The organism is Klebsiella ornithinolytica (genome assembly GCF_030505655.1).
Lineage (GTDB): Bacteria > Pseudomonadota > Gammaproteobacteria > Enterobacterales > Enterobacteriaceae > Klebsiella > Klebsiella ornithinolytica.
In genome coordinates this window covers 3,254,626-3,280,239 of the sequence record NZ_CP130153.1, presented here as the reverse complement: position 1 = coordinate 3,280,239, position 25,614 = coordinate 3,254,626, and the positions used below count along the sequence as shown (strand labels likewise).

General features: G+C 57.6%; 24 protein-coding genes. 13 read left to right on the top strand and 11 right to left on the bottom strand.

The window, feature by feature from the left end:
- Positions 1-3: 3 nt before the first annotated feature.
- The 8 genes from Q1L34_RS15685 to xthA all read right to left on the bottom strand — a co-directional run bounded on the left by Q1L34_RS15685 (position 4) and on the right by xthA (position 7,692).
- Entirely contained in the window at positions 4-1,311 is a 1,308-nt protein-coding gene (locus tag Q1L34_RS15685) for a sulfurtransferase (protein ID WP_032717261.1), read from the bottom strand.
- An 87-nt stretch (positions 1,312-1,398) separates the two neighbouring features.
- Positions 1,399-2,031, bottom strand: a complete 633-nt coding sequence (locus tag Q1L34_RS15680; RefSeq protein ID WP_004860866.1) for an ATP-binding cassette domain-containing protein — start codon at positions 2,029-2,031, stop codon at positions 1,399-1,401.
- A complete protein-coding gene (locus Q1L34_RS15675; RefSeq protein WP_327204146.1) occupies positions 2,031-3,584 on the bottom strand; it encodes an ABC transporter permease subunit in 1,554 nt (517 codons plus the stop codon). Before Q1L34_RS15675 ends, Q1L34_RS15680 begins: the two co-directional genes overlap by 1 nt.
- The gene (locus Q1L34_RS15670) at positions 3,557-4,726 is read right to left on the bottom strand and encodes an ABC transporter substrate-binding protein (protein ID WP_088884036.1); all 1,170 of its coding nucleotides are present in this window, start codon (positions 4,724-4,726) and stop codon (positions 3,557-3,559) included. The genes Q1L34_RS15675 and Q1L34_RS15670 overlap by 28 nt, the downstream gene beginning before the upstream one ends.
- Positions 4,727-4,736: 10 nt before the next feature.
- Positions 4,737-5,303: a carboxymuconolactone decarboxylase family protein gene (locus Q1L34_RS15665; RefSeq protein ID WP_004860876.1), complete on the bottom strand. Its 567-nt coding sequence runs from the start codon at positions 5,301-5,303 to the stop codon at positions 4,737-4,739.
- The gene (locus Q1L34_RS15660) at positions 5,303-6,010 is read right to left on the bottom strand and encodes a TVP38/TMEM64 family protein (protein WP_327204145.1); all 708 of its coding nucleotides are present in this window, start codon (positions 6,008-6,010) and stop codon (positions 5,303-5,305) included. Before Q1L34_RS15660 ends, Q1L34_RS15665 begins: the two co-directional genes overlap by 1 nt.
- A complete protein-coding gene (locus tag Q1L34_RS15655; RefSeq protein WP_088884035.1) occupies positions 5,997-6,635 on the bottom strand; it encodes a TVP38/TMEM64 family protein in 639 nt (212 codons plus the stop codon). Before Q1L34_RS15655 ends, Q1L34_RS15660 begins: the two co-directional genes overlap by 14 nt.
- A 250-nt stretch (positions 6,636-6,885) precedes the next feature.
- Positions 6,886-7,692 carry an exodeoxyribonuclease III gene (gene xthA, locus Q1L34_RS15650; RefSeq protein WP_015584590.1) on the bottom strand — a complete coding sequence of 269 codons (807 nt, stop codon included), beginning with the start codon at positions 7,690-7,692 and terminating at the stop codon, positions 6,886-6,888.
- A 446-nt stretch (positions 7,693-8,138) separates the two neighbouring features.
- On the opposite strand from xthA, the gene astC reads away from it, so the two are divergent.
- From astC to spy, 6 genes are all read left to right on the top strand, one after another.
- Positions 8,139-9,359, top strand: a complete 1,221-nt coding sequence (gene astC, locus Q1L34_RS15645; protein ID WP_004860887.1) for a succinylornithine/acetylornithine transaminase — start codon at positions 8,139-8,141, stop codon at positions 9,357-9,359.
- Positions 9,356-10,390: an arginine N-succinyltransferase gene (gene astA, locus Q1L34_RS15640; RefSeq protein WP_064359531.1), complete on the top strand. Its 1,035-nt coding sequence runs from the start codon at positions 9,356-9,358 to the stop codon at positions 10,388-10,390. Before astC ends, astA begins: the two co-directional genes overlap by 4 nt.
- The gene (gene astD, locus Q1L34_RS15635) at positions 10,387-11,865 is read left to right on the top strand and encodes a succinylglutamate-semialdehyde dehydrogenase (protein WP_327204144.1); all 1,479 of its coding nucleotides are present in this window, start codon (positions 10,387-10,389) and stop codon (positions 11,863-11,865) included. Before astA ends, astD begins: the two co-directional genes overlap by 4 nt.
- On the top strand, positions 11,862-13,196 hold the full coding sequence (gene astB, locus Q1L34_RS15630) for an N-succinylarginine dihydrolase (RefSeq protein WP_088911614.1): 1,335 nt from the start codon (positions 11,862-11,864) through the stop codon (positions 13,194-13,196). The genes astD and astB overlap by 4 nt, the downstream gene beginning before the upstream one ends.
- A 26-nt stretch (positions 13,197-13,222) precedes the next feature.
- Positions 13,223-14,191, top strand: a complete 969-nt coding sequence (astE, locus tag Q1L34_RS15625) for a succinylglutamate desuccinylase (RefSeq protein ID WP_064359528.1) — start codon at positions 13,223-13,225, stop codon at positions 14,189-14,191.
- Positions 14,192-14,552: 361 nt separating this feature from the next.
- Positions 14,553-15,035: an ATP-independent periplasmic protein-refolding chaperone Spy gene (gene spy / locus Q1L34_RS15620; RefSeq protein WP_004860902.1), complete on the top strand. Its 483-nt coding sequence runs from the start codon at positions 14,553-14,555 to the stop codon at positions 15,033-15,035.
- Between the two features lie 80 nt (positions 15,036-15,115).
- Here spy and cho read toward each other — a convergent pair whose 3' ends face one another.
- Together cho and nadE are read right to left on the bottom strand one after the other, a co-directional pair.
- Positions 15,116-15,985 carry an excinuclease Cho gene (gene cho, locus Q1L34_RS15615; RefSeq protein WP_004860907.1) on the bottom strand — a complete coding sequence of 290 codons (870 nt, stop codon included), beginning with the start codon at positions 15,983-15,985 and terminating at the stop codon, positions 15,116-15,118.
- 112 nt (positions 15,986-16,097) lie between these two features.
- The gene (nadE, locus tag Q1L34_RS15610) at positions 16,098-16,925 is read right to left on the bottom strand and encodes an NAD(+) synthase (protein ID WP_004860911.1); all 828 of its coding nucleotides are present in this window, start codon (positions 16,923-16,925) and stop codon (positions 16,098-16,100) included.
- Between the two features lie 229 nt (positions 16,926-17,154).
- Here nadE and osmE point away from each other — a divergent pair, with 229 nt between their 5' ends.
- The 7 genes from osmE to chbG all read left to right on the top strand — a co-directional run bounded on the left by osmE (position 17,155) and on the right by chbG (position 23,094).
- Entirely contained in the window at positions 17,155-17,493 is a 339-nt protein-coding gene (gene osmE / locus Q1L34_RS15605) for an osmotically-inducible lipoprotein OsmE (RefSeq protein ID WP_004860914.1), read from the top strand.
- 281 nt (positions 17,494-17,774) lie between these two features.
- Entirely contained in the window at positions 17,775-18,095 is a 321-nt protein-coding gene (gene chbB, locus Q1L34_RS15600; protein WP_004860916.1) for a PTS N,N'-diacetylchitobiose transporter subunit IIB, read from the top strand.
- A gap of 169 nt (positions 18,096-18,264) precedes the next feature.
- Entirely contained in the window at positions 18,265-19,623 is a 1,359-nt protein-coding gene (gene chbC, locus Q1L34_RS15595) for a PTS N,N'-diacetylchitobiose transporter subunit IIC (RefSeq protein WP_004860919.1), read from the top strand.
- A 52-nt stretch (positions 19,624-19,675) separates the two neighbouring features.
- Positions 19,676-20,023: a PTS N,N'-diacetylchitobiose transporter subunit IIA gene (gene chbA / locus Q1L34_RS15590; protein ID WP_004860922.1), complete on the top strand. Its 348-nt coding sequence runs from the start codon at positions 19,676-19,678 to the stop codon at positions 20,021-20,023.
- Positions 20,024-20,050: 27 nt separating this feature from the next.
- Complete coding sequence (gene chbR, locus Q1L34_RS15585; protein WP_004860924.1) at positions 20,051-20,875, top strand: transcriptional regulator ChbR; 825 nt, start codon at positions 20,051-20,053, stop codon at positions 20,873-20,875.
- Positions 20,876-20,977: 102 nt separating this feature from the next.
- Entirely contained in the window at positions 20,978-22,324 is a 1,347-nt protein-coding gene (locus tag Q1L34_RS15580) for a 6-phospho-beta-glucosidase (RefSeq protein WP_004860928.1), read from the top strand.
- A gap of 11 nt (positions 22,325-22,335) precedes the next feature.
- Entirely contained in the window at positions 22,336-23,094 is a 759-nt protein-coding gene (gene chbG / locus Q1L34_RS15575) for a chitin disaccharide deacetylase (RefSeq protein ID WP_004860933.1), read from the top strand.
- Between the two features lie 88 nt (positions 23,095-23,182).
- Here the strand turns inward: chbG and katE are convergent, their stop codons facing one another.
- On the bottom strand, positions 23,183-25,438 hold the full coding sequence (gene katE / locus Q1L34_RS15570) for a catalase HPII (RefSeq protein ID WP_048024432.1): 2,256 nt from the start codon (positions 25,436-25,438) through the stop codon (positions 23,183-23,185).
- Positions 25,439-25,614: the final 176 nt, after the last annotated feature.

The following is a 25,614-nucleotide window of genomic DNA, read 5'->3' as shown; positions in this document are numbered from 1 at the left end:
CGGTTACTGGCTGTTATCCGGGCCGCGCACGCCGGTCTGCACCGGGTTTTTCGGGTCGCTGCTCCACTCGTACCAGCCGCCATCGTACACCGAGATATTTTTCCAGCCCATGGCGCGGGCGTACATAAAGGTCTCTGAGGCGCGCCAGCCGGTGCCGCAGTAGAAAGAGACCTGCTGGTCGGGACGAATATTCCACTGTCGCCACATGGCGGTGATATCCTCCGCGCTGCGCATGGTACCGTCCGGGTTGTGGAAGTCTTCCATGTGGGTGGAGTCGCTCCCGGCGTGCCCCCAGCGGGCGCCGGCAATCTCGCCTTTTGGCTTGATATAGCTGTAGCCGCTGGTGGTGCCGATAAACTCCGGCCAGGAACGGATACTGACCAGCGATGCATCCTGACGATGCAGCAGCGCGCGCGCCTGCTCCATATTCAGCATCAGCTGCGGCTGGCCGGGAATCGGCGCGCCGAAGTCAGGCGCCGGTTTTTGTTCCGGCGGCATGCCGCGTTCGACCGGCAGACCGGCATCGGACCAGCTTTTCCAGCCGCCGTCGAGCAGACGCACGTCTTTCACCCCGGCGTACAGCAGAATCTGCGCCACGCGGGCGGCGGCGTAGACGTCGCGACCGTAGAGAATCACCGTGGTGTCATGACGAATGCCCTGTTTCGCCAGCAGTGCTTTCAGCTGGGCATCGGAGACCTTATTCCACAGCGGTTCGCTTTCGACCTCGTTGGTGTCGATATATCCGGCGCCGGGAATATGATTCAGCAGATAGAATTTGGGCGCGCCCCAGGCGGCTTCAATCACTTTCCACTGTCCGGCCGGAGCGGCGGTCACCGCTTTACCCTGCTGGAGATCGTGCAGCCACTGCGGGTAAACCAGCTGCTCAAAGTGCGGCAGCTTTTGCAGACGTTCGGGGTGACTCAGCGCATCGCTAAGGGTACTGAGATGGGTAAACCCGGCGGCCTGCAGGCGCGCGGCGACTTTCGCGTTGTCTGTATCGCTGCCGTACAGCGCAACGGGGGTATCGGCCCGCAACTGATGCTGTTGGGCCCACGCGCTAAGCTGTTCATCGTTCATGGCGCTGAGCCAACTGGCGGAGAGATTCAGCGCCTGCGGTTCGTGACCCTGCGGGCCGTTAGCCTGTTGGGGCCAGCCGTTGTAGAACGCGCTGAGGCGTGTATCAATCGCGATACCGTGCTGCTGTTGGAGCGCGGAGAGCGTCAGCGTTGGCATGGTTTCAGCGGCGAAGGAGGGGGAAGCAGCAAGCCCGATCAGCAGGGCGAGTGCGGTCAATTGAGAAACACGTTTCATCGAAATGCCCGACAAGAGAAAATTGAGCGCACATTTTCCGCTGCCTCCGTGGGGAATTCTTTGCGATAACGCAGGTTAGCAGGGTTTTCATTGCCAGTCGCGGATATTCAGACAGCGGCCGCGGTCGGGAATATCGCCACTGTCGTGGGTCACCAGCACCGCCGGAATGGCGAGGCGCGCCAGCTCATCAAATACCCAACGGCGAAAACCGGCGCGTAGTTCGGCATCCAGGCGGTTAAACGGCTCATCCAGCAGCAGTGCCAGCGGGCGCGCCAGCAGGGCGCGGAGCAGGCTGACGCGGGCGCGCTGGCCGCCGGAGAGTGTCGCCGGATCGCGGGAATAGAACCCGGCCAGCCCGGCCCGTTCCAGCGCCTGCTGCACCTGAATTTTGCGCGCCGCGCCGCGGATGTCGGCCGGCAGCGCCAGCAGCAGGTTTTGCCCGACGCTGAAGTGGTCGAACAGCAGCGCATCCTGAAATAAAATCCCAATCCGCCGCCGCTCGGTGGGGCGTTCATCGCAGCGTTCGTTGTAGAGCCACAGTTCGCCGCTGGCGTGAAAAGGGGCCTCCAGCGCGCCAATCATCCAGGCGAACAGCGTAGATTTGCCGCTGCCGGATGGCCCCATCAGCGTCAGTACTTCCCCCGGAGAAACGGAAAAGGCGATTTCCCGCAGCAGGGGACGGTGATGCAACGTCAGGGTCAGATTGTTTACAGTGAGCACTAGCGTAATCCTTGTCGATAGCGGCCAGCCAGCCATGCCAGCAGGGCGGTCAGGGAAAAGACCATCGCCGGTAGCAGCAGTTGCCATAATGCCTGCGCGGCGAGCGTTTGCGTATCGCCGCCGCTGCTGAGCGCTACGGCTTCGCTGGTTAATGTCGGCGTCCGGCCGGCCCCCAGCCACAGGGTGGGCAGATACTGGGCAATGCTTACCGAGAAGCCGACCGCCAGCGCCATCAGCAGCGGGCGCACCAGCATCGGAAGTTTTACCCGCCAGACGCGTTGCCAGCGTCCCCAGCCAAGGGTTCGCGCGACCAGTTCCAGACGCGGATCGCGGTGACGCCACGCCGGACGCAGAACAAACAGCATCCACGGAACCACCCACAGCAGATGGCCCCACAAGACGGTGGCAAATTGCCCATCCTGCCAGGTATACAGCGCCAGTTGATACTGACCGTCGGCCAGCGGCAGCGCGGGCAGAACCAGCGGTAGCCAGACCCAGCTATCGCCGCGGGAAGGACCGCACTCCAGCCACAGCAGGCAGACAAGCGCCCCTGCCAGAGAGGCGAGAAGCGCCAGCCCCAGGCTGTTCGCCAGCCCCAGGCTGTTCGCCAGGCTATCGTTTAGCGGAGAGGCGCTCTGCGCCAGCGCCGCCAGCAGCAGCGCGCAAAGCAGGCCGCTCAACGGCAGGCCGATTGCCAGCAGCCGTCCGGCGAGCGCGCGCGGCTGCGGACGACGAATGCCTCGCAGGTCAGGGATCTGTCGCTGCCAGAGACGCCATCCACCCCAGGCGCAAACAAGCACCCCTCCCAGGATGAGCAGCAACAGCAGGCTGGCGAGGGCACCTTTCGCCTGCTGCATATCATCACCCTGGTTTAACCATTGCCAGGCGAGTACCGCAAGCGTAGGCGGGTTGCCCGGGCCGATCACCAGCGCGACATCCACCGTCGACAGGCTCCATGCGGTGGTGGCCACCAGAACGATAGCAAGTGAAGGCAACAGCGTCGGCAGTATCAGCCAGTTGAGACACTGCCAGCGGCCGTATCCCTGGCTTTTCAGGACCGTAGCCTGCTCGGCCAGGCGTTTTTCGCTCAGAAGACCGTAGATCGCCCACAGCAAAAATCCGCTCTCTTTGATGGCCATCGTCAGCCCCAGACCAATGCCGTAGCGATCGGCCGGCGGGGAGCAAACGGAACAGACGCGATACAGCCAGCCGCCTTCGGCGAAAAGGAGCAGCGCGCCGGTGGCAAAGGCGACGTGAGGCACGGCTAACAGGAGCGGCAGGCGTCCCGCCAGCTGCCGCCAGCCGCGGGAGGGCCAGAGCGCGGCGACGAGAGTCAGACTTATCAGCAGCGCGCCGCCGACCGCGAGGAGCGTGGAGATCAGGGTCGCCGCCAGCGCCTGCCAAATCTGAGGATCGGCGAACAGCGCCTGCCAGCAGGCGAGGCGGAACGCCGGCGCGAGCATGAGCGCAATGGCCGGGAAGACGGGCAGGTAAATCAGCGCCATGATTCCCCAGGCCAGCAGAATCAGTGGGTACCGTAACGGCGCAGCCATTCCTGCTCCAGGGCATCAACCCAGGCCGCGTGGGGTTCCGCCAGTACCGGCGGCGGGTTCTGCGGAGCCAGCGCCTGCAGGGCCTGGCGCTGGTCGTCGGGTAAGCTCTGCGGGTTCAACACGCTGGGGTCGCCCCACACCGCCGGATCGGCTTTACGCAGCTGCGCCGCCGGGGAGAGCAGGAAGTTGGCCACCACTCTGGCGCCCGCCGGGGCGCGCGCATTGGCTGGAATGGTCACGAAGTGCACATTGCCGAGCATCCCGCGCTCAAAACCAAAGCCATAGCTGTCCTTCGGCAGCTCGCCGCTGACCGCTTTTTGTCGGGCATGCAGCGGGTTAAACGTCAGCGACAGCCGAAGCGTACCGGTTGCCAGCATGGCATCCATGCGGGCCGGCGAGGCCGGGAAGTCGCGCCCCTCCCGCCACAGCAGGGGATGAAGCCGGTCGAGATAGCGCCACAGCGGTGCGGTGACGGCGGCAAACGTCTGCGGCTCCGGGGGGCGACGCAGCGCTTCCGGGCGTTCCGTCAGAGTCATCAACAACTGTTCGAGGAAGGCGGTACCGGTAAAGTCCGGCGGACGCGGATAGGTGACCTCGCCGCGATGCGCGGCGGCAAAGGTCAGCAGCGCCTCCGGGCTGTCTGGCGGCGTCGGCGTCTGCGTACGTCGGGCGATAAAGGTGAGCTGCGCGCTGCCCCACGGGGACTCTGCGCCTTCGGTCGGCAGGGAGAAATCTTCACGCACCGGCTGGCGGGTATCAACATAGCGCCAGTTTGGCAGCGTCTCCGCCCATCCGGTTTGCAGCAGGTTGGCGGTTTTCAGGGTACGGAAGTTCTCGCCGTTGACCCACAGCAGATCGACGGAGCCATGATGCTTGCGCCCGGCGCGGGCTTCCGTTTGCAGGCGCTTTACCGTATCTGCGGCATCGGCGATATGCACAATGCGCAGGTCGATAGCATAGTCGCGTTTCACCTCCGCGCTGACCCAGTCGAGATAGCGATTTACCGCCGGGTCGCCGCCCCAGGCATTAAACCACACCGTCTGTCCGCGGGCCTGGCGGGCGATCTGTTGCCAGCTATCGTCGGCGTGAGCGGCAAGCGGGGCCCACAGCAGCGCCGCGAGCCAGAGTAAACAGTAGCGCATGATCCGCTCCTTATGATTTGGTGTCTTCTGAAGAGGTTGGCTGAGGGATCTGGCACAGGCCCTGAGCCGGGATCGCCATGGCGGAATTAAACCGTGCCGACAAATTTTGTAAGCCGATCAGCGCCGTGAGTTCGGTCAGGGCCTGGGCATCAAATCGCGCCATGAGTTTGCCGCGCAGCGCATCGTCGACGGTTGGCGGCGTAAGGCTGGCGGCTTCGGCATACTCCAGCGCCAGACGTTCGTCTTCGCTGAACAGCGGGCTCTGGCGCCAGCGGACGACGGCGAAGAGCTTCTCGGCGCTGCCGGTGCGTTCAGCCAGCTTCATGCTGGTGATATCCACGCAAAATTCGCACAGACACATCTGAGCGATGCGGGCGCTGACCAGCGCGCGTAGCACCGGATCAAGGGGCGAACGCTTGCGTTCAAGATAGCCGACAAACATCGACACCAGATAAAAGACCAGCGGAATACGCCCCCACCAGCGAATAGGGCTAAGCACCTCGCCGTAGTGGCGACGATGCAGCCAGGCCTGCGGGCGCAGGATCAGGGGGATGGTACGCAGCGGCGGCAACCTCATCAGGATTTCCTCTTATGACGTTCGAGATAGCAGGCTTTAGCAATAAAGATAATCAGCGTCAGCGCAAACAGAACGGATAAGGCGGTCATAAACCAGAATGTCCCGCCGGTTAACTGGCTGCCCACCCACGAGTACACTATCGTGGCGGGCAACTGGCCGATGCCGGTGGCAAACATAAACTGGCGAAAGCGAATCGACGTCAGACCCGCCGCATAGCTGATGGGATCAAAGGGGACAAACGGCAGCAGCCGGCAGATCAACACCGTCTGGTGGCCGTAGCGGTCGAAGAAGGCGTCCATACTGCGCAGCACCGTTTTTCCGGTCAGCTTTTCAACCGCTTCACGGCCCAGCACCCTGGCGATAAAAAAACACAGCGCGGCGCCGGCCATGGCGCTGACCCAGGAAAGGGCACCGCCCCAGAAGGCGCCAAACAGCGACGCGTTTGCGAAGGTGATCAGAAAGGCGGGGAGCGGCGCCACGACAGCCTGCAGGATCATTAAGGCGAAAGAAACCAGGGCCGCCTGCGGACCGTAGGCGTGAATAAAGCGCTCAATGGCGTGCTGATCTAAGGCGGAAAAAGCCGTCAGACTGTGCTGAATAAACGCATTCACGGCGGGGATACGCCACCAGGCGACGAGCGCGGCCACGACAATGAGGATCAGCGCCGTGCGAGCGTACCAGATGAGACGGGCGTTATTTTTCTTCATGGCTAACCTGCAGTTTGTCGGGATCGATCTGCCGCCGCCGGGCAAAGATTTTGGCGCCCTGAATGATGCCAAATAAGGCGAGGCCGGCCAGACTCAGTTTCAGCATAAACCCCAACGTAATGCCCTCTCTGGCGAGTTCGCTCGCCATCAGGGTATAGATAAACAGCCCTGGCAGGGTTGTCAGGACCGAGATCAGCATAAATGAGCCGAACGGAATCGCCGTCAGACCATAGGCATAGTTTTGAATGTTGTACGGAAACAGCGGCACCAGGCGGGTAAAAATCAGGAAATCAGTACCGCTGCGGGCAATACCACGTTCAATCGCCTGAAAGGTCGCGGTATGTCCGGCATATTTCAGCAGCAGATCCCGACCCAGCCAGCGGGCCAGCAAAAACGAGAGCGCCGAGGCCACCGTGGCCGCACACAGCGATAACAGGGTGCCCCATACCGGGCCAAAGACCACGCCTCCGACCATCACCAGGATACTGCCCGGAATCAGGCACAGGGTCGCGACGATAAATAAGGCAACATAGAGCGTCCAGCCGAGCGGGCCGCTGTGTTGAATCAGCGACTGGAGATGGCGGAAGTGGGTCACCAGATCGACAAAGCCGGAGAAGGAGATCATCGCCAGCGTGGCGCAGAGCAGGGCGAAAATCAGCAGCAGCCGGGATTCTGCTTTATGACGGCTTCTTTTGCATGGGGGATCTCCTGTTTTAACCGCGTTCCGTGAACCTCCACCCCGCTTGCCAGGGTGTGCGCGACAGTATAATAAATGGCGAGCTACAACAATGTCTTACCGCGGATTTATTGATTTTGCTCAGGATAAGCGGACTCTCCGCGACCGTCAGGCCGGGAGAGTCGACGGAGAAAACGCGTTACGGTTTGAAGGTGGCCCAGACCGGCGCATGGTCAGACGGTTTTTCCATACCGCGAATGTCGTAATCAATACCGGTTTCTACGCAGCGCTGCGCCAGCGGAGAGCTTGCCAGCAGCAGGTCGATACGCAGACCGCGGTTATCGTCAAAGCCTTTGGAGCGGTAGTCAAACCAGGAGAAGCGATCCTGGTTGTCCGGGTTGGCCTGACGCCAGGTGTCAACCAGACCCCAGTCCAGCAAACGCGCCATCCACTCGCGCTCTTCCGGCAGGAATGAGCACTTACCGGTGCGCAGCCAGCGCTTGCGGTTCTCTTCGCCAATGCCGATGTCAAGGTCGGTTGGGCTGATGTTCATATCGCCCATGATCAGCAGCGGATTATCTTTGTTCAGTTCGCTATCAAGATAGTTTTGCAGGTTCTGGTAGAACGCCGCTTTTGCCGGGAACTTGGTTTCGTGGTCGCGGCTTTCGCCCTGCGGGAAGTAGCCGTTGATCACCGTGACATTCCCGAATGCCGACGGAATTTCCGCCATGATGATGCGGCGCTGGGCCTCTTCGCCATCGTTGGGGAAACCGCGGCGTACGGCGACCGGCGTCTCTTTGGTCAGCAGCGCCACGCCATAGTGCCCTTTTTGACCGTGGTAGAACACGTTGTACCCGAGCTTTGCAACCTCTTCGAGCGGAAACATGTCGTCGTGTACTTTGGTTTCTTGTAAGCCAATGACGTCAGGCTGATGTTTGTCGACGATGGCGGCCAGCTGGTGGGGGCGGGCACGCAGGCCGTTGATATTAAAAGAGAGAAATTTCATAGTCGCTGCCACTGTGCAAGGTGAATAGTGCAGGGATGGTAGCAGAAATTCGCCGGGCTGGCTGCCGGAAGGCATTTTATTGTGCCTGTTGTTCCGATTGGCGTCGCTGACGTAACCCGCGCGCACCATTCTGGCGCAGGCTGCGCTAAAAAAGGGCGGATATCTACGATAAATTTCGTAGAGGATCACAAATACAGAATTATATCTTACCGATGCATAAACTATTTGATTTATTCACTGTTATGGCCGGCGAATAAGATATTTATTCACTATTTATGCATTTATTGTGCATAAAACGAAATCGTAACCTATTGATATTCCTTACTTGACTCTGATTTATGCATTTTCCCCTCTGGCTGGCACGAAGCGTGCAATCTACATTTACAGCGTAATAACCCATAATTTTTAACATTATTCATACTTTTTATTTACCGGAAGAGGTCGATATGTCTCAGTCAATTACGCGTAACAATTTTGATGAATGGATGATGCCGGTCTACGCGCCAGCGGCTTTTATTCCGGTACGCGGTGAAGGTTCACGCCTGTGGGATCAGCAGGGAAAAGAGTATATCGATTTTGCCGGCGGCATTGCGGTGAATGCCCTGGGACATGCTCACCCTCAGCTCATTCGCGCGTTGACGGAACAAGCCGGAAAGTTCTGGCACACCGGCAACGGGTATACCAATGAGCCGGTCCTGCGCCTGGCGAAACAGCTGATTGACGCGACGTTTGCCGATCGCGTTTTCTTCTGTAACTCAGGCGCAGAGGCTAACGAAGCGGCGCTGAAGCTGGCGCGCAAATATGCTCATGACCGTTTCGGCAGCCATAAAAGCGGTATCGTCGCGTTCAAAAATGCCTTCCACGGTCGCACCTTGTTTACCGTCTCCGCGGGCGGCCAGCCGGCCTATTCTCAGGATTTTGCCCCGCTGCCGCCGCAGATCCAGCATGCTGTCTATAACGATCTCGAATCAGCCCGGGCGCTTATCGATGACAATACCTGCGCGGTCATTGTCGAGCCGATGCAGGGCGAAGGGGGCGTGGTGCCAGCCGATCCGGCTTTCCTGCGCGGCCTGCGCGAGCTGTGCGACGCCCATCATGCGCTGTTGATTTTTGATGAAGTCCAGACCGGTGTGGGTCGTACCGGTGAACTGTATGCCTACATGCACTATGGCGTCACGCCGGATGTCCTGTCGACGGCGAAAGCGCTGGGCGGCGGTTTCCCGATTGGCGCGCTGCTGGCAACGGAAGCCTGTGCCAGCGTCATGACCGTCGGGACGCACGGTACCACCTACGGTGGTAATCCGCTGGCCAGCGCGGTGGCCGGCGAAGTGCTGTCGATCGTCAATACGCCGGCGGTACTGAACGGCGTGAAGCAGCGCCACCAGTGGTTTACCGAGAGACTGAACGCCATTAACGCGCGTTATGGTCTGTTTAAGGAGATCCGGGGGCTGGGATTGCTGATCGGCTGCGTCCTCAATGATGCCTGGGCCGGAAAGGCGAAAGCCATCAGTACCCAGGCGGCGGAAGAGGGGCTGATGATTCTGATTGCCGGCGCGAACGTGGTGCGTTTCGCTCCGGCGCTCATTGTGAGTGAGGAAGAGGTCAAAACCGGGCTGGATCGCTTTGAGCTGGCCTGCCAACACTTCCTCGCGGGAGCGTCATCATGATGGTGATTCGTCCTGTAGCCGCCGAAGATCTGGCCGGTCTGATGACCCTGGCCGGTGAAACCGGCGGCGGCCTGACATCGCTGCCTGCCGATGAAAAGACGCTGGCGGCGCGGATTGAACGTTCACAGAAAACCTGGCGAGGGGAGCTGCCAAAAAGCGAACAGGGCTATGTTTTTGTGCTTGAAGAGACCAGCAGCGGCGCGGTGGTGGGGATTTGCGCTATCGAAGTTGCGGTTGGGTTGAACGATCCCTGGTACAACTACCGCGTGGGGACGCAGGTTCATGCCTCGAAAGAGCTGAATGTCTACAATGCGCTGCCGACGCTGTTTCTCAGCAACGATCACACCGGCAGCAGCGAGCTGTGCACGCTGTTTCTCGATCCGGCCTGGCGTAAAGAGGGCAACGGCTATCTGTTGTCGAAATCGCGCTTTATGTTTATGGCCGCGTTCCGCGAACACTTTAATGAAAAAGTGGTGGCGGAGATGCGCGGCGTGATTGATGAACAGGGCTATTCCCCGTTCTGGGAAAGCCTCGGCAAACGCTTTTTCGCCATGGAGTTCTCTCGTGCCGACTACCTGTGCGGGACCGGGCAAAAAGCCTTTATTGCCGCCCTGATGCCAAAGCATCCGCTGTATATCGACTTTCTATCCGATGAGGCGCGCGCGGTGATCGGCGAAGTGCACCCGCAAACGGCGCCGGCACGTGCGGTGCTGGAGAAAGAAGGGTTTCGCTACCGCAACTATATCGACATTTTCGACGGTGGGCCGACGCTGGAGTGCGACATTGACCGGGTACGGGCGATTCGTAAAAGCCGGCTGGTGACCGTTGCGGAAGGGCAGCCCGCGCCGGGGGAATGGCCGGTATGCCTGGTTGCCAACGAGCAGTATCTGCAGTTTCGCGCGCTGTTGGTGCACGCCGATCCAGATACCGATCGCCTGCTGTTAAGCGCGCGCGAACTGGATGCCCTGAAATGCCATGTCGGCGACCGGGTGAGACTGGTGCGTCTGATTCCGGAGGAGAAAAAATCATGAGTTTATGGATCAACGGTGACTGGCAGAGCGGACACGGTCCGGCGCGGACAAAAACCAACCCGGTCAGCCAGGCGCTGCTCTGGCAGGGTAACGACGCCGATGCCGGACAGGTGGCGCTGGCGGTCAGTGCCGCGAGACGAGCCTTCCCGACGTGGGCCAGACAGCCGTTCAGCGTCCGTCAGGCGATCGTAGAAAAGTTTGCCGCGCTGCTGGAAGCGAACAAAACAGAGTTAACCGCCATCATTGCCGCGGAAACCGGTAAGCCGCAGTGGGAAGCGGTAACGGAAATCAGCGCGATGATCAACAAAATCGCTATTTCCCTGAAAGCCTACCATAGCCGTACCGGTAAGTCGCAGACGGCTATGGGCGACGGCTCGGCGACGCTGCGTCATCGCCCGCATGGCGTGCTGGCGGTGTTTGGCCCATACAATTTTCCCGGCCATTTGCCCAATGGGCATATTGTGCCGGCGCTGCTGGCGGGGAATACGCTGGTGTTTAAGCCCAGCGAACTGACGCCACACAGCGGCGAGGCGGTGGTGAAGCTATGGGCCGAGGCGGGACTGCCGCCGGGGGTTCTGAACTTGCTGCAGGGCGGACGAGAAACCGGCGAAGCGCTCAGCGCCCAGCCGGATATTGACGGGCTGCTGTTTACCGGCAGCTCGGCGACGGGGTTTCAGCTGCACCGCCAGCTCGCCGGCCAGCCGGAAAAGATTCTCGCGTTGGAAATGGGCGGCAACAATCCGCTGATTGTCGACGACCCGCAGGACATCGATGCGGCGGTACATTTGACCATCCAGTCAGCCTTTATTACCGCCGGACAGCGCTGTACCTGTGCTCGTCGCCTGTTGGTGAAGCGCGGCGAGAAAGGCGATGCGTTTCTTGCCCGTTTGGTGACGGTGTCACAAACTTTGGTGCCCGACGCCTGGGATGCGTCGCCGCAGCCGTTCCTTGGCGGGCTGATCTCGCCCCAGGCGGCGCAAAAGGTTCATCAGGCCTGGCTCGGGCACGTTGCTAACGGCGGAAAAACGCTGCTGGAGCCGCGGCTGCTACGGGCCGGAACCTCGTTGCTGACGCCGGGAATCATCGAGCTGACGACGGTGGCGGAAGTCGCCGACGAGGAAGTTTTTGGTCCGCTGCTCAGCGTCTGGCGCTATGACGATTTTGCTGAGGCGATTACTCTCGCGAATGCCACTCGATTTGGGCTTTCCTGCGGGTTGATTTCCGCAGAGCGCGAGAAATTCGACCGTCTGCTGCTGGAGGCGCGGGCCGGAATTGTCAACTGGAACAAACCGCTGACCGGCGCCGCCAGCACCGCTCCGTTTGGCGGCGTGGGAGCCTCCGGTAACCACCGTCCGGGAGCGTGGTACGCGGCCGATTATTGCGCGTGGCCGATGGCAAGTCTCGAAACGCCGGAACTGACGCTGCCGGAGACCCTCAGTCCCGGTCTCGACTTCCTGCGAGGAGCCGGACGATGAAAGCCTTTGAGGTAAATTTTGACGGGCTTCCCGGTCTGACCCATCACTACGCCGGACTCTCTTTTGGCAATGAGGCGTCGACACGGCATCGCTATCGGGTATCGAACCCGCAGCTGGCGGCGAAGCAGGGGCTGAAAAAGATGAAGGCGCTGGCGGATGCCGGCTATCCCCAGGCCGTCATTGCGCCACAGGAACGGCCGAATGTTCCCCTGCTGCGCCAGCTTGGATTCAGCGGCAGCGATCCGCAGGTCATCGAGAAGGCGGCCCGCCAGGCGCCGGATCTGCTGTCGGCGGTGAGCTCGGCTTCGTCAATGTGGGTGGCCAACGCGGCGACGGTTTCACCTTCCGCCGATTCGCTGGATGGCCGGGTTCACCTGACCGTGGCCAATCTTAACGATAAATTCCACCGCGCCAGCGAAGCGCCAACGACCGAGGCGCTGCTGCGCGCGATCTTCCCCGATGAGCAGCGCTTTGCTATCCATCCTCCTCTACCGCAGGTGGCGCTGTTTGGCGATGAAGGGGCGGCGAACCATAACCGCCTCGGCGGCGAGTATGGCGCGCCGGGTCTGCAGCTTTTTATTTACGGTCGTCAGCAGGGCGGCGAGGGAGAAAGCCCGCAGCGCTACCCGGCACGGCAGACGCTGGAAGCCAGTCAGGCGGTTGCGCGCCTGAATCAGGTTAACCCGCGGCAGGTGATTTTTGCCCGACAGAATCCGGCGGTGATTGATAAAGGGGTATTTCACAACGATGTGATTGCGGTGAGTAATCGCCAGGTGCTGTTTTGCCATGAGCAGGCGTTCGTCGATCAGCCGCAGCTGATGCGCCAGCTTGCCGGGCAGGTTGCCGGGTTTACGCCCGTTATCGTACCGACTCAGGCGGTGACGGTAGAAGAGGCGGTGGCGACCTATCTGTTTAACAGTCAGTTGCTGAGTAAGCCCGATGGAACGATGCGGCTGATTCTCCCTCAGGAGGCACAGGAACATCCTGGCGTCTGGCGCTACCTGAATACGCTTCTGGCCGCAGATAATCCGATTGATGAACTGCAGGTTTACGATCTGCGCGAAAGTATGGCGAACGGCGGGGGGCCGGCCTGTCTACGCCTGCGAGTGGTGTTGACGGAGGCGGAGCTGCGGGCGGTGAATCCGGCGGTGTTGATGAACGAGGCGCTGTTTGTGACCCTCAATGACTGGGTCGATCGCTACTATCGCGATCGTCTCACCCAGGCGGATCTGGCGGATCCACAACTGCTGAACGAAGGTCGCGAGGCGCTCGATCGGCTGACGCAAATCCTGCGGCTGGGTTCCGTTTATCCGTTCCAGCAGTCGCTGTGACTCAGTTTTCGTTTCAAGGAGGCGTCGTGGACGACTTTCTGGCATTAACTCTGGCGGGGCGTTTGCCTCACCATTTTCATGGCGAAACGGCGCATTTTCGCTGGCACTGGCTGGACTGCGGGGTGTTGCAATTGACTCCGCATGCGCGCTGCGAGCGTTCGCTGGTTCTGTCCGCGGGTATCCACGGCAATGAAACCGCTCCGGTGGAGATGACCCATCTGCTGCTACAGCAGCTGTTTAGCGGTGAGCTGCCGCTGCACTGGCGGCTGCTGGTGATCTTTGGCAACCCGCTCGCGCTGCGGGAAAATAAGCGCTACCGCGACAGCGACATGAACCGGATGTTTGGCGGGCGCTGGCAGCGTTTTCCCGTCAGCGACGAGACGGCCAGAGCGCGTCAGCTGGAGCAGGTACTGACGCGGTTTTATGGCGCCGGCACGGGCAGCCGCTGGCACCTTGATTTACATACCGCGATACGCGGATCGCTGCATACGCGCTTTGGCGTGCTTCCGGCGCGGGAAACTCCGTGGGATGACGGGTTTTTAAGTTGGCTGGGAGGTGCCGGGCTGGAGGCGCTGGTCTTCCATCAGCAGCCGGCGGGGACATTCACCCACTTCAGCTGCGAACGCTTTGCTGCGCTCTCCTGTACCCTGGAACTTGGTAAGGCGTTACCGTTTGGCGCTAACAATCTGACGCAATTTAACGTCACCCAACGGGCGCTAATGCGTTTGCTGGTGGGCGATCTGACGGTCGTTGACGCCGATCCGGCGCCGCTGCGCTATCGGGTGGTGCAGCAAATTACCCGTCATAGCGATAATTTTCATCTCTGTATGTCGGATCAGACGCTCAATTTTACCGCCTTTCCTGGCGGAACCTTGCTCGCCGAAGATGGTGATACCCGCTATGTGGTAGAAAAGGCACAGGAGTTTGTTCTGTTTCCTAACCCGTCCGTGGCGCGGGGGCTGCGGGCCGGGTTGATGCTGGAGCGTTTATCGTAGCCGCTCGCCGAATATTCTGCCGCTCATTCGGGCGGCCGTTTAATTTTGTATAGTCACCTCCTGTGCATAATTTTATTTTTTCGTGCGCGGGGGGCTGATTGCAGATTATTCCTGGATAAATGCTTTGTTTTTAATCTCTGCTGCTTTATAATCCATCAAAACCATTAAAAAACAATGCGTTATATATTTTCTGTTGCAATTCCCTCCTTAATTTCCTTATTTTCTCCACAATTGGTGAGAAAATGTTTTTTACACTTTCATTGTTTTACTCTTGCTCTGACTAATTGACGATAAACGTCGTAAAGTTTATCTCGTCAACACGGCAACACGCCGTAAGAATAACTTAAAGTAAGGACTGGATATGAAGAAGATTACTGCTCTGTTTGTTGCCTCTACACTGGCTCTGGGTGCCGCTAACCTGGCTCACGCTGCTGATACCACCGCGGCTCAGCCCGAAAGCAAACCGATGATGCACCATAAAGGTATGCATGGCGGCCAGCACGAAATGATGTTCAAGGGGCTCAATCTGACCGATGCGCAAAAACAGCAGATCCGCGACATCATGAAGGGCCAGCGCGAAAACATGAAACGTCCGTCCCTGGACGAACGCCGCGCGATGCATGAGCTGATCGCCAGCGATACCTTCGATAAAGCGAAAGCGGAAGCGCAGATCGATAAAATGGAAGCGCAGCATAAAGCGATGGCGCTTTCCCGTATGGAAACCCAGAACAAGATTTACAACATTCTGACGCCGGAACAGAAAAAACAGTTCAATGCGAATTTTGAGAAGCATCTGACAGATCGCAAAGCGCCAGAAGGTAAAATGCCTGCACCAGCTGAATAACTCAGCGCTTTGAATGAAGACCGCCGGTCTTGCCCAACATCGCCGTCAGGCATTGGGCAGGACCGGCGGTTTTTTTTGTGCTAACGAGGGGAGAGCGGATGCAGCGTAAAGCGGCCGCTCAGCAGCGGTTTGCAGAGAATTTTGTAGCCGTCATGATCAAAACCGGCCGGCTGGCGCGTTAAGCTCTCGGCCTGCTCCAGCGTCTCGACCGATCCCAGCCACAGCCAGTTATGAATGACGTGATAGTGGGTGAGGTCCGGGCCTTTCTCCTCCAGCGCGACGGCCCCAGGCCACGGCCAGCACACCAGCTGCATCTGCGCCATCCGGGCGCGGAGTCTTTCATGATGTGCGGCAAGACTTTCCCGACCGCAGCAGGCGCCGGCGCAACGCCCCAGCGCGTGTCGGAAACAGGCGCGGCCCGGAGTAAGCGTCTCCAGTCCCAGCAGCCCGTAGCAAAGATGATGTTCGTCAGCGAGGGTTTTCAGCGCCTGCAGCGCTGCCCGCCGGTTTGCAAACAGGCCATACAGATGATTGTGGTGGGAAAAATCAACCTCGCGGGCGTACACCACCTGCGGGCGGATGTCTTCCAACAGCAACGAGCAGAGCTGCTTATTACGCCGCAGGCGTTTATTAAACAGCGGCTGACGTTCTTTAATCAGCTGCGCCTCCAGCAGCAGCGCGCCCAGCTCTCCCGCGGTACGTTGCCAGCTGATGCTTCGCGCCTGACGCAGCATGGCCGCCTCTTCGGGAGTACGCAGGTGCGACAGCACCCGACTGCGGAGATTCACGCTCTTACCGATATACAGCGGGAGCGTATCGCTCTCGCCGTGAAACAGATACACGCCCGGCAGATTAGGCAGTGCCTCGACCCACGGACGCAGATGTTCGGGATATTCATAGATAGCCGCGGCGTCGAATTCCAGACGCGGGGCAGATTGCCTTCTCACCACACGGGCTCCTGATGCTGGTTATATATCCAGTATAACAGGGCGTGCAGGCAGCGAAAAGTGCAAAAAATAACCCCGGCGATGGCCGGGGTCAGAGAAATGCGGGGGGAGCGCGTTATTTTTTCCAGAAGTCATCGAAAACGGTGATCGGCGTCCGGCGCTTATGCTCGGTTTTCAGATACCAGCCTTCAATAATTCGGGCGATGCTCGCATCCAGCGTTTTACCTTCCAGATAGTCATCAATATTGTCGTAGGTTACGCCCAGCGCAGCTTCGTCCGGCAGCGACGGGCGATCGTCTTCCAGATCGGCGGTCGGCAGCTTCTTATACAGATGCTCCGGGCAGCCCAGCAGCGCCAGCAGCTGCTTGCCCTGGCGCTTATTGAGACGGAAGATGGGGTTGATATCCGTGCCGCCGTCTCCGTACTTGGTAAAGAAGCCGGTAATCGCCTCCGCCGCATGGTCAGTGCCTACCACCACGCCGTGGGTCATCCCGGCAATACTGTATTGTGCTTTCATGCGTTCACGGGCTTTCTCATTGCCGCGAACAAAGTCGCTGAGCTCAATCCCGGCTTCCCGCAATGCCTGCTCGCTGGCCAGTACCGCACCTTTAATATTCACCGTCAGCACCCGATCCGGCTGGATGAAGGCGATCGCATCCTGGCAATCTTGCTCATCCGCCTGGACACCGTAAGGCAGGCGTACGGCAATAAACTGCAGCTTTTCATCGCCGGTTTCGGCACGCAGTTCATTAATGGCCTGCTGACAAAGTTTGCCTGTCAGGGTTGAATCCTGGCCGCCGCTGATTCCCAGAACCAGTGACTTAATAAAAGGGTAGGTCTGCAAGTACGACTTCAAAAAGTCCACGCTGCGGCGAATTTCACCCTCAGCATCGATCTGGGGCTTCGCGCCCAGCGCCTGAATAATTTCTTGTTGTAGCGTCATCGCGCCCTCCGGAAAGTGAATCTGTTTGGCTGCCAGTAGGGGTTAAAGCTACCTCTTTGCCGGGAAAACGACAAGGATCACAGAATTGAGTGGCGCAAAAGAGAGCAATCAATGACATAGGATTTTTTTATTAGAAAAAGCTTAAATTTGCTCCTTTTGTACCTTCGGCTTGAAAAATAACGGTATTTATTCCAGGCTTATTAACACGCAGAAGAAAAGAGGACGCAATATGAACAAGAATTTAGCAGGATTTCTGGGCGCAGCAGCAGTTTTGACCATGCTGGCAGGGTGTACGGCTTACGATCGTACCGCCGACCAGTTCACTCAACCGGTCGTCAAAGATGTCAAAAAAGGTATGACCCGGTCACAGGTTTTACAGATTGCAGGTAAACCGTCTTCTGAGGTCACCATGATCCACGCACGTGGAACCTGCCAGACCTATATCCTGGGTCAACGAGATGGTAAACTTGAAACCTACTTTGTTGCCCTCGACGATACCGGTCGCGTCATGAACTCCGGCTACCAGACCTGTGCGGAGTACGATACCGACCCGCGCAACAGCAAGTAATGCAACATGCTGAGATCTACGAAAGCCCGACCACTGGTCGGGTTTTTTTATGACCGCTAATGCTTATTTAATTGCGCGAATTATTTGGGGGAAATGTGAAGGTAGTCAAAACACGAGGTCAATGAGAGACAATTTTGATTAACCAGGAATTATCCAGGCCCCGCACGATGCCGTATACTCAATGCATAAACAATACTAATTGAATGATTACCTGTCTTAACCGGCTGTCAGACATCAGATGATACTGAAGCCGCCAGGTCTTACAAATTGAGGAAGCGCTCATGGAAAAGAAACACATCTATTTGTTTTGCTCGGCTGGAATGTCTACTTCACTGCTGGTCTCTAAAATGCGTGCACAGGCCGAAAAATATGAAGTGCCGGTCATCATTGAGGCCTATCCTGAGACACTTGCTGGAGAAAAAGGCCCTGAAGCCGATGTCGTATTATTAGGTCCACAAATTGCGTATATGCTTCCAGAAATTCAGCGGCTGTTACCGAATAAGCCGGTGGAAGTTATCGACTCTGTGCTTTATGGCAAAGTCGATGGGTTAGGTGTACTGAAAGCGGCCGTTGCGGCCATTAAGAAAGCTGCTGCACAATAATTTAATTTTAAAACTCAATATCTTTTTGTTTTTCGCTGAATCAACAGTGCGTTAAAGCATTATCTGATTTTCCTGAATAGCGAAAGGTGAGAGTTTATTTTCCCGTCAAAGAGTAATTTCATACATCTATGCCGTAATGATTCGATTACGGCTTTTAAGGGTATTTGCTATGAGCAAAGTGATTGACTCGCTTGAAAAGGTACTCCTTCCTTTTGCAGTTAAAATAGGAAAGCAACCGCACATTAATGCGATTAAAAACGGCTTTATTAAATTAATGCCGCTGACCCTCGCGGGGGCCATGTTCGTATTAATCAACAACGTTTTTCTGAGCTTTGGTGAAGGTTCTTTCTTCTATTCAATGGGTATTCGCCTGGATGGCTCGACCATTGAAACGTTAAATGGCTTTAAGGCTATCGGCGGCAACGTTTATAACGGGACGTTAGGGATAATGTCGCTGATGGCGCCGTTCTTTATCGGCATGGCGCTGGCTGAAGAGCGCAAAGTCGATCCGCTGGCCGCGGGGCTGTTATCGGTCGCTGCCTTTATGACCGTTACACCTTACAGCGTAGGCGAGGCCTATGCGGTCGGCGCAAACTGGCTGGGTGGGGCAAACATCATCTCGGGCATGATTATTGGCCTGCTGGTGGCGGAAATGTTCACCTTTGTTATCCGTCGCAACTGGGTTATTACCCTGCCGGACAGCGTACCGGCCTCGGTATCGCGCTCATTCTCTGCGCTGATTCCGGGCTTCCTGATCCTCTCCGTATTCGGCATTATCTCCTGGCTGTTGGCCAACCATGGCAGCAACTTCCACCAGATCATCATGGACTCCATCTCCAGACCGCTGGCGTCGATGGGCAGCGTGGTGGGCTGGGCCTACGTTATCTTTAACTCCCTGCTGTGGTTCTTCGGCGTACACGGGTCTCTGGCGCTGACCGCGTTGGACAACGGCATCATGACTCCGTGGGCGCTGGAAAACATCGCGCTGTACAACCAGTACGGTTCCGTTGAAGCCGCTATCGCTGCGGGCAAAGAGTTCCACTTCTGGGCCAAGCCGATGCTGGACTCCTACATCCTGTTGGGTGGTTCCGGGGCCACGCTCGGTCTGATTATCGCCATCTTCATCGGCTCACGCCGCGCAGATCATCGTCAGGTGGCTAAACTGGCGCTGCCGTCAGGCATCTTCCAGATTAACGAGCCGATTCTGTTTGGTCTGCCGATTATTATGAACCCGGTGATGTTTATCCCGTTCGTCCTGATTCAGCCGATTCTGGCCGCGATTACGCTGGCTGCTTACTCGATGGGAATTATCCCGCCGGTGACCAACCTGGCGCCGTGGACCATGCCTACCGGCCTCGGGGCATTCTTCAACAGTAACGGGAGTATCGCTGCACTTTGCGTGGCGCTGTTCAACCTGTGTGTGTCGGTGCTGGTTTACCTGCCGTTCGTCGCGGTCTCCAACAAGGCACAGGCGGTTATTGAAGAGCAGGAAAGCGAAGAAGATATCGCTAACGCGCTGAAATTCTGATGTCGAGCGGTACGGGAGATTTCCCGTACCGCCTGAGAAATGAGGAAATACTATGTTTGATCTGGATAATATCGAAGCGGTTGACGCACCTGAAAATGACCTCGAAGAGGTGGTGATGGGGCTGATTATCAACTCCGGACAGGCCCGTAGCCTGGCATATGCTGCACTTAAGCAGGCCAAGCAGGGCGATTTTGCCGCTGCTAAAAACATGATGGAGCAGTCGCGAATGGCGCTGAGCGAAGCGCATCGCGTTCAGACGCAGCTCATTGAAAGCGATGAAGGCGAAGGCAAAATGAAGGTCAGTCTGGTACTGGTTCATGCGCAGGATCATCTGATGACCTCAATGCTGGCGCGCGAGCTGGTTGCCGAATTGATTGAGCTGCACGAGAAGGTACAATAGGCCATCAACACGATGAGGCAGCCAAAGATGATAACCACCGAGATCAGTACCGCACGGGAACAACAGCTTTTCAACGGGAAAAATTTTCATGTGGTTATCTATAACAAAACGGAAAGCGTAAGCGGGCTTCACCAGCATGATTATTACGAGTACACCATCGTTTTAACCGGGCGCTATTATCAGGAAATCAATGGCAAACGGGTATTGCTGGAGCGCGGGGATTTTGTCTTTATCCCGATGGGGTCGCACCACCAGAGTTTTTATGCTTTTGGCGCGACTCGCATTCTTAACGTTGGCATCAGCAAAAGTTTCTTTGAGAAACACTATCTGCCGCTGCTGCCGTTTGGTCTGGTTGCTTCGCAGGTCTACGCGGTAAAAAGCACCTTTCTCAGCTACATCGAGTCGGTTATCGCTTCGCTGAACTTTCGCGAAACTGAGTTTGACGAATTTATTGAGCTGGTCTCGTTTTATACCATTAACCGTTTACGGCATTATCGCGAGGAGCCGGTGCAGGATGTCATTCCGCAATGGCTGAAAAATACCGTCGAGGATATGCACGATAAACTGAAGTTTGGTGAAGGCGCGCTGGAGAATATGGTCGCGCTCTCCGGGAAAACCCAGGAATATTTAACCCGGGCAACCCAACGCTATTATGGTAAAACGCCGATGCAGATTATCAATGATATTCGCATCAATTTCGCCAAGAAGCAGCTGGAAATCACCAACTACTCGGTCACTGATATTGCTTACGAATCGGGATACAGCAGCCCAAGTTTGTTTATTAAAACATTCAAGAAGCTGACCTCATTTACGCCAAGCAATTACCGAAAACAACTGACCAGCATTAATTAACCGGAGCGGATTGTTCCGCGCCAGGACATATTCAATTTAACTTTCCGCCTCCAGGCGGAGGGTGGGCTACGTACAATTCGTAGTGCCCCAAGGGAGAATATAATGAGCCAGAAATTAAAAATTGTCACTATCGGCGGCGGCAGCAGCTATACCCCGGAATTACTGGAAGGGTTTATCAAACGTTATCACGAACTGCCGGTAACGGAATTGTGGCTGGTTGATGTAGAAGAAGGGCAGGAGAAACTCGATATTATCCATGCGCTGTGCCAGCGTATGGTGGAAAAAGCGGGCGTTCCGATGAAGGTCTACAAAACGCTGGATCGCCGCGCCGCGCTGGAAGGGGCTCATTTCGTCACCACACAGCTGCGGGTTGGCCAGCTGAAGGCGCGTGAAAAAGATGAACGCATTCCGCTCAGCCACGGCTACCTCGGTCAGGAGACTAACGGCGCCGGCGGTCTGTTTAAAGGTCTGCGTACCATTCCGGTGATTTTTGATATCGTGAAGGATGTACAGGAGATCTGCCCGGATGCCTGGATCATCAACTTTACCAACCCGGCGGGGATGGTGACCGAGGCGGTCTATCGCCACACCAACTTTAAGCGCTTTATCGGCGTGTGTAATATTCCGATCGGCATGAAAATGTTTATCACCGATGTGCTGCAGCTGACGCCGGAAGATGAACTGAATATCGACCTGTTTGGTCTTAATCACCTGGTGTTCGTTCGCGATGTGCTGGTGAATGGCAAATCGCGCTTCGACGAGCTACTCGATGGCGTAGCCTCCGGTACCCTGAGCGCCAACTCGGTGAAAAACATCTTCGATTTACCGTTCAGCGAAGGGCTGATCCGCTCGCTGCGCCTGATTCCGTGCTCCTATCTGCTCTACTACTTTAAACCAAAAGAGATGCTGGCCATCGAAATGGGCGAGTATTACAAAGGCGGCGCCCGCGCCCAGGTGGTGCAGAAGGTCGAAAAACAGCTGTTTGAGCTGTATAAAAACCCGGATCTGAAGGTGAAACCAAAAGAGCTGGAGCAGCGCGGCGGCGCCTATTACTCCGATGCGGCCTGTGAAGTGATCAATGCTATCTACAATGACAAGCAGACCGAGCACTACGTGAATATCCCGCATCATGGCCATATTGATAATATTCCGGCGGACTGGGCGGTGGAAATGACCTGCACCCTCGGCAGTGCAGGGGCGACGCCGACGCCGCGCATCAGCCATTTCGATGAGAAAGTGCTGGGGCTGATTTATACCATCAAAGGTTTTGAAGTGGCGGCCAGCCAGGCCGCGATCAGCGGCGAACTGAACGACGTACTGCTGGCGCTCAATTTGAGTCCGCTGATTCACTCTGACCGCGATGCCGAGCAGCTGGCGCGCGAAATGATCCTCGCGCACGAAAGGTGGCTGCCAAACTTTGCCGCGACAATCGAGAAACTGAAAGCGTAACGGGAGAGCTGATGGAACGCGTGTTAATCGTTAATGCCGACGATTTTGGCCTGAGTAAAGGTCAGAACTACGGCATTATTGAAGCCTGTAAAAATGGCCTGGTCACCTCGACAACGGCGCTGGTTAACGGGGCGGCGATTAGCCATGCGGCTCAGCTGAGCCGCTGCGTGCCGGAGCTGGGGGTCGGGATGCATTTTGTCCTGACTCTGGGCGAGCCTTTATCGGCGATGCCGGGTCTGACCCGCGAGGGGCGTCTGGGGAAATGGATCTGGCAAATGGCGGAAGAGGATAGCCTGCCGCTGGATGAAATTGCGCATGAGCTGGAGTGCCAGTATCGCCGGTTTATCGCGCTGTTTGGCTGCGAGCCGACGCATATCGACAGCCATCACCACGTGCATATGATCGCCCGGATTTATCCCATTGTTGCGGCATTTGCCCGCGAGAAGGGGGTGGCGCTGCGTATTGACCGTCAGGTCGCTGAGCGTGATGACCTGGCGCAGGATGCCGCGCGCAGCAGCGACGGTTTTACCAGCGAGTTTTACGGCGAGGCCATCTCGGAGGCGCTGTTTTTACAAACCCTGGATGCCTCTATCCAGCGGGGCGAATCGTCTCTGGAAGTGATGTGCCATCCGGCGTTTGTGGATAACACCATTATGGGCAGCGCCTATTGTTACCCGCGGCTGGCAGAGCTGGAGGTGCTGACCTCGGCATCACTCAAGTACGCGGTTGCCGAGCGCGGGTACCGTTTAGGGACTTACCGCGACGTTTAACGCGGGCGGAGGGGAAGCACACGGCTTCCCCTGATTGCACCCGTGCGTCGGAGATCCGGCGAGGGGGATCCCGCGCCGTCCTTTTCTGTCAGGCCGGAATCGCCGCCGTTTTGCCGGCGCGCGACCACACCCGATGCGCGGCCATCAGCGTGAACAGCGTATCCATCGCCGGAGCGTCAATGGCGTCCGCCTCGACAAGTCCTTCCTCCCCCTGAGTGGCGACCTGCAGCAGAGCCTTAAACTGGCGCCCGTCGCCCGCCAGCACGATCGGTTTTAAATGCTTATAGGCCTCCAGCAGGTAGTAATGTAGCTCCCCGCTGTTGCTGAGAAGGGACATGTCGCCACCCGGGACGATGACCGCATCGACCGTCAGCGATGGCGAGCCGCTAAAGGTCCCGGAGATGGGCAGCCGCGTGCCGTCATCGGCAATCACTTCCCCCATCCGTGAATAAAGCAATCGGGGATGAACCCCTTTCGCCTTCAGGGATTGCAGCAGGGTCAGCACATCCTGCGCTGCCGGGCGCTCGTTGAGCAGCACGGCGACGACGCGGCCCTTGATCTCCCCGCCGGGGATGGCATACAGGCTCAGGCTGGGATCCTTTTTCACCCCGTTCACGTCCGGCGGCGGGGTAATCTTGCACTGTTCGTCGCTCAGCGCGATGCCTGAATTTTTGCCGACGGCCTGCGCCAGCGGGATATCGATGTGCGCCAGCTGATCGACCACCCGTTCGCGGATCCATACCCGGACAACTTTGCTTAACTCGAAGCTAAAGGCATCAATAATATGCTGCTGCTCAACCGGGGTTTGGCTGCGCCAGAACAGCAGCGGGTGGGCGTAATACTCGGCGAACGAGGGGCTACGCTGGCGAATTTTCTCACCGTCGACGCGTTCAGCGTACGACTCAAAACCGCCGCGCTTAGGGGCCGGTGGCGTTTCGCGCGGCCAGTTATCGTTGATCGAGTTTGGCTCGTAGTTGGCGGGGTTGGTATCAATATCCATCCGGTGCATGCCATCGCGCTGGAAGTTGTGATACGGGCAGGTGGGTTTATTAATCGGGATTTCATGGAAATTAGGCCCACCCAGCCGGCTGATCTGGGTATCGGTATACGAAAATAGCCGCCCCTGCAGTAACGGGTCGTTGCTGAAATCTATCCCCGGTACGATATGGCCTGGATGGAACGCCGCCTGTTCGTTTTCGGCAAAGAAGTTATCCGGGTTGCGGTTAAGCACCATTTTCCCGACCCTCTGTACCGGGACCAGCGCTTCGGGGATCAGCTTAGTGGGATCCAGCAGATCGAAGTCAAACGCCTGTTCATCCTCTTCCGGGATCAGCTGCAGACCCAGCTCATACTCCGGATAATCGCCGGCTTCTATCGCTTCCCACAGATCGCGGCGATGGAAATCCGGATCCCGACCGGTCAGCTTTTGCGACTCATCCCAGAGCAAAGAGGCTTTACCGGCCACCGGTTTCCAGTGAAAACGAACAAAGGTAGCCTTACCTTCGGCATTGATCAGGCGGAAGGTGTGAATACCAAATCCTTCCATGGTGCGATAGCTGCGCGGTATGCCGCGATCGGACATTGCCCACATCACGTTATGTAACGTTTCCGGCTGTAGAGAGACGTAATCCCAGAAGGTGTCGTGAGCGCTTTGTCCCTGCGGGATAGCCCAGTGTGGTTCCGGCTTCACCGCATGAACGAAATCGGGGAATTTCAGCGCATCCTGGATGAAGAAGATCGGCGTGTTGTTCCCGACGAGGTCAAAAATGCCTTCATCGGTATAAAATTTAGTGGCGAAGCCGCGAATATCGCGCACCGTATCGGCCGAGCCGGCGCCGCCCTGGACGGTAGAGAAACGGACGAATACCGGGGTTTTCCTCGCGGGATCGCAGAGAAAATCCGCTTTCGTCACGTCGCGCAGGCTGCGATAGGACTGAAAATAGCCGTGCGCCGCCGACCCGCGCGCATGGACGATTCGCTCCGGGATCCGCTCATGGTCAAAGTGGGTTATTTTTTCACGCAGAATAAAGTCTTCCAGCAGCGTGGGGCCCCGGTTCCCCGCGCGGAGCGAATTCTGATCGTCGGCAATCCGTACCCCTTGATTGGTGGTCAGGGGGACGTTTTCGCTGCCTTTGCGCTGGTGAGCCAGCGCGTCAAGTTTGCTGCTGTGGATATCGGGCGCTTTGAGGCTTCCCGGCGCGCTGGGTTCTTCTCCGGGAGCCGTGGGATGCGGCGTCGGGCGCCATGATTGATCGTCCGGAGCCAGAGCGTCCAGTCCGGGTTGTGATTCGCTGCCGTCATGAGGCGCTTTGTGGTTTTGTGGTTTATGGTTCTGATCAGACATTGCTCGTCTCCTGTTTTCATTACTGAAAAATGGTCGTTGCGGTACCAAAACCCTTCTAACTATAGAGCATCTCACCAGATGAGCCGGCAGGAGGCGTGAAAACTATTGCCCGGCGGGCAGAACACACGTAAGGGGCGACGAAAGGCAGGGCAATCGGCTATGATAGCTGTTTCTGT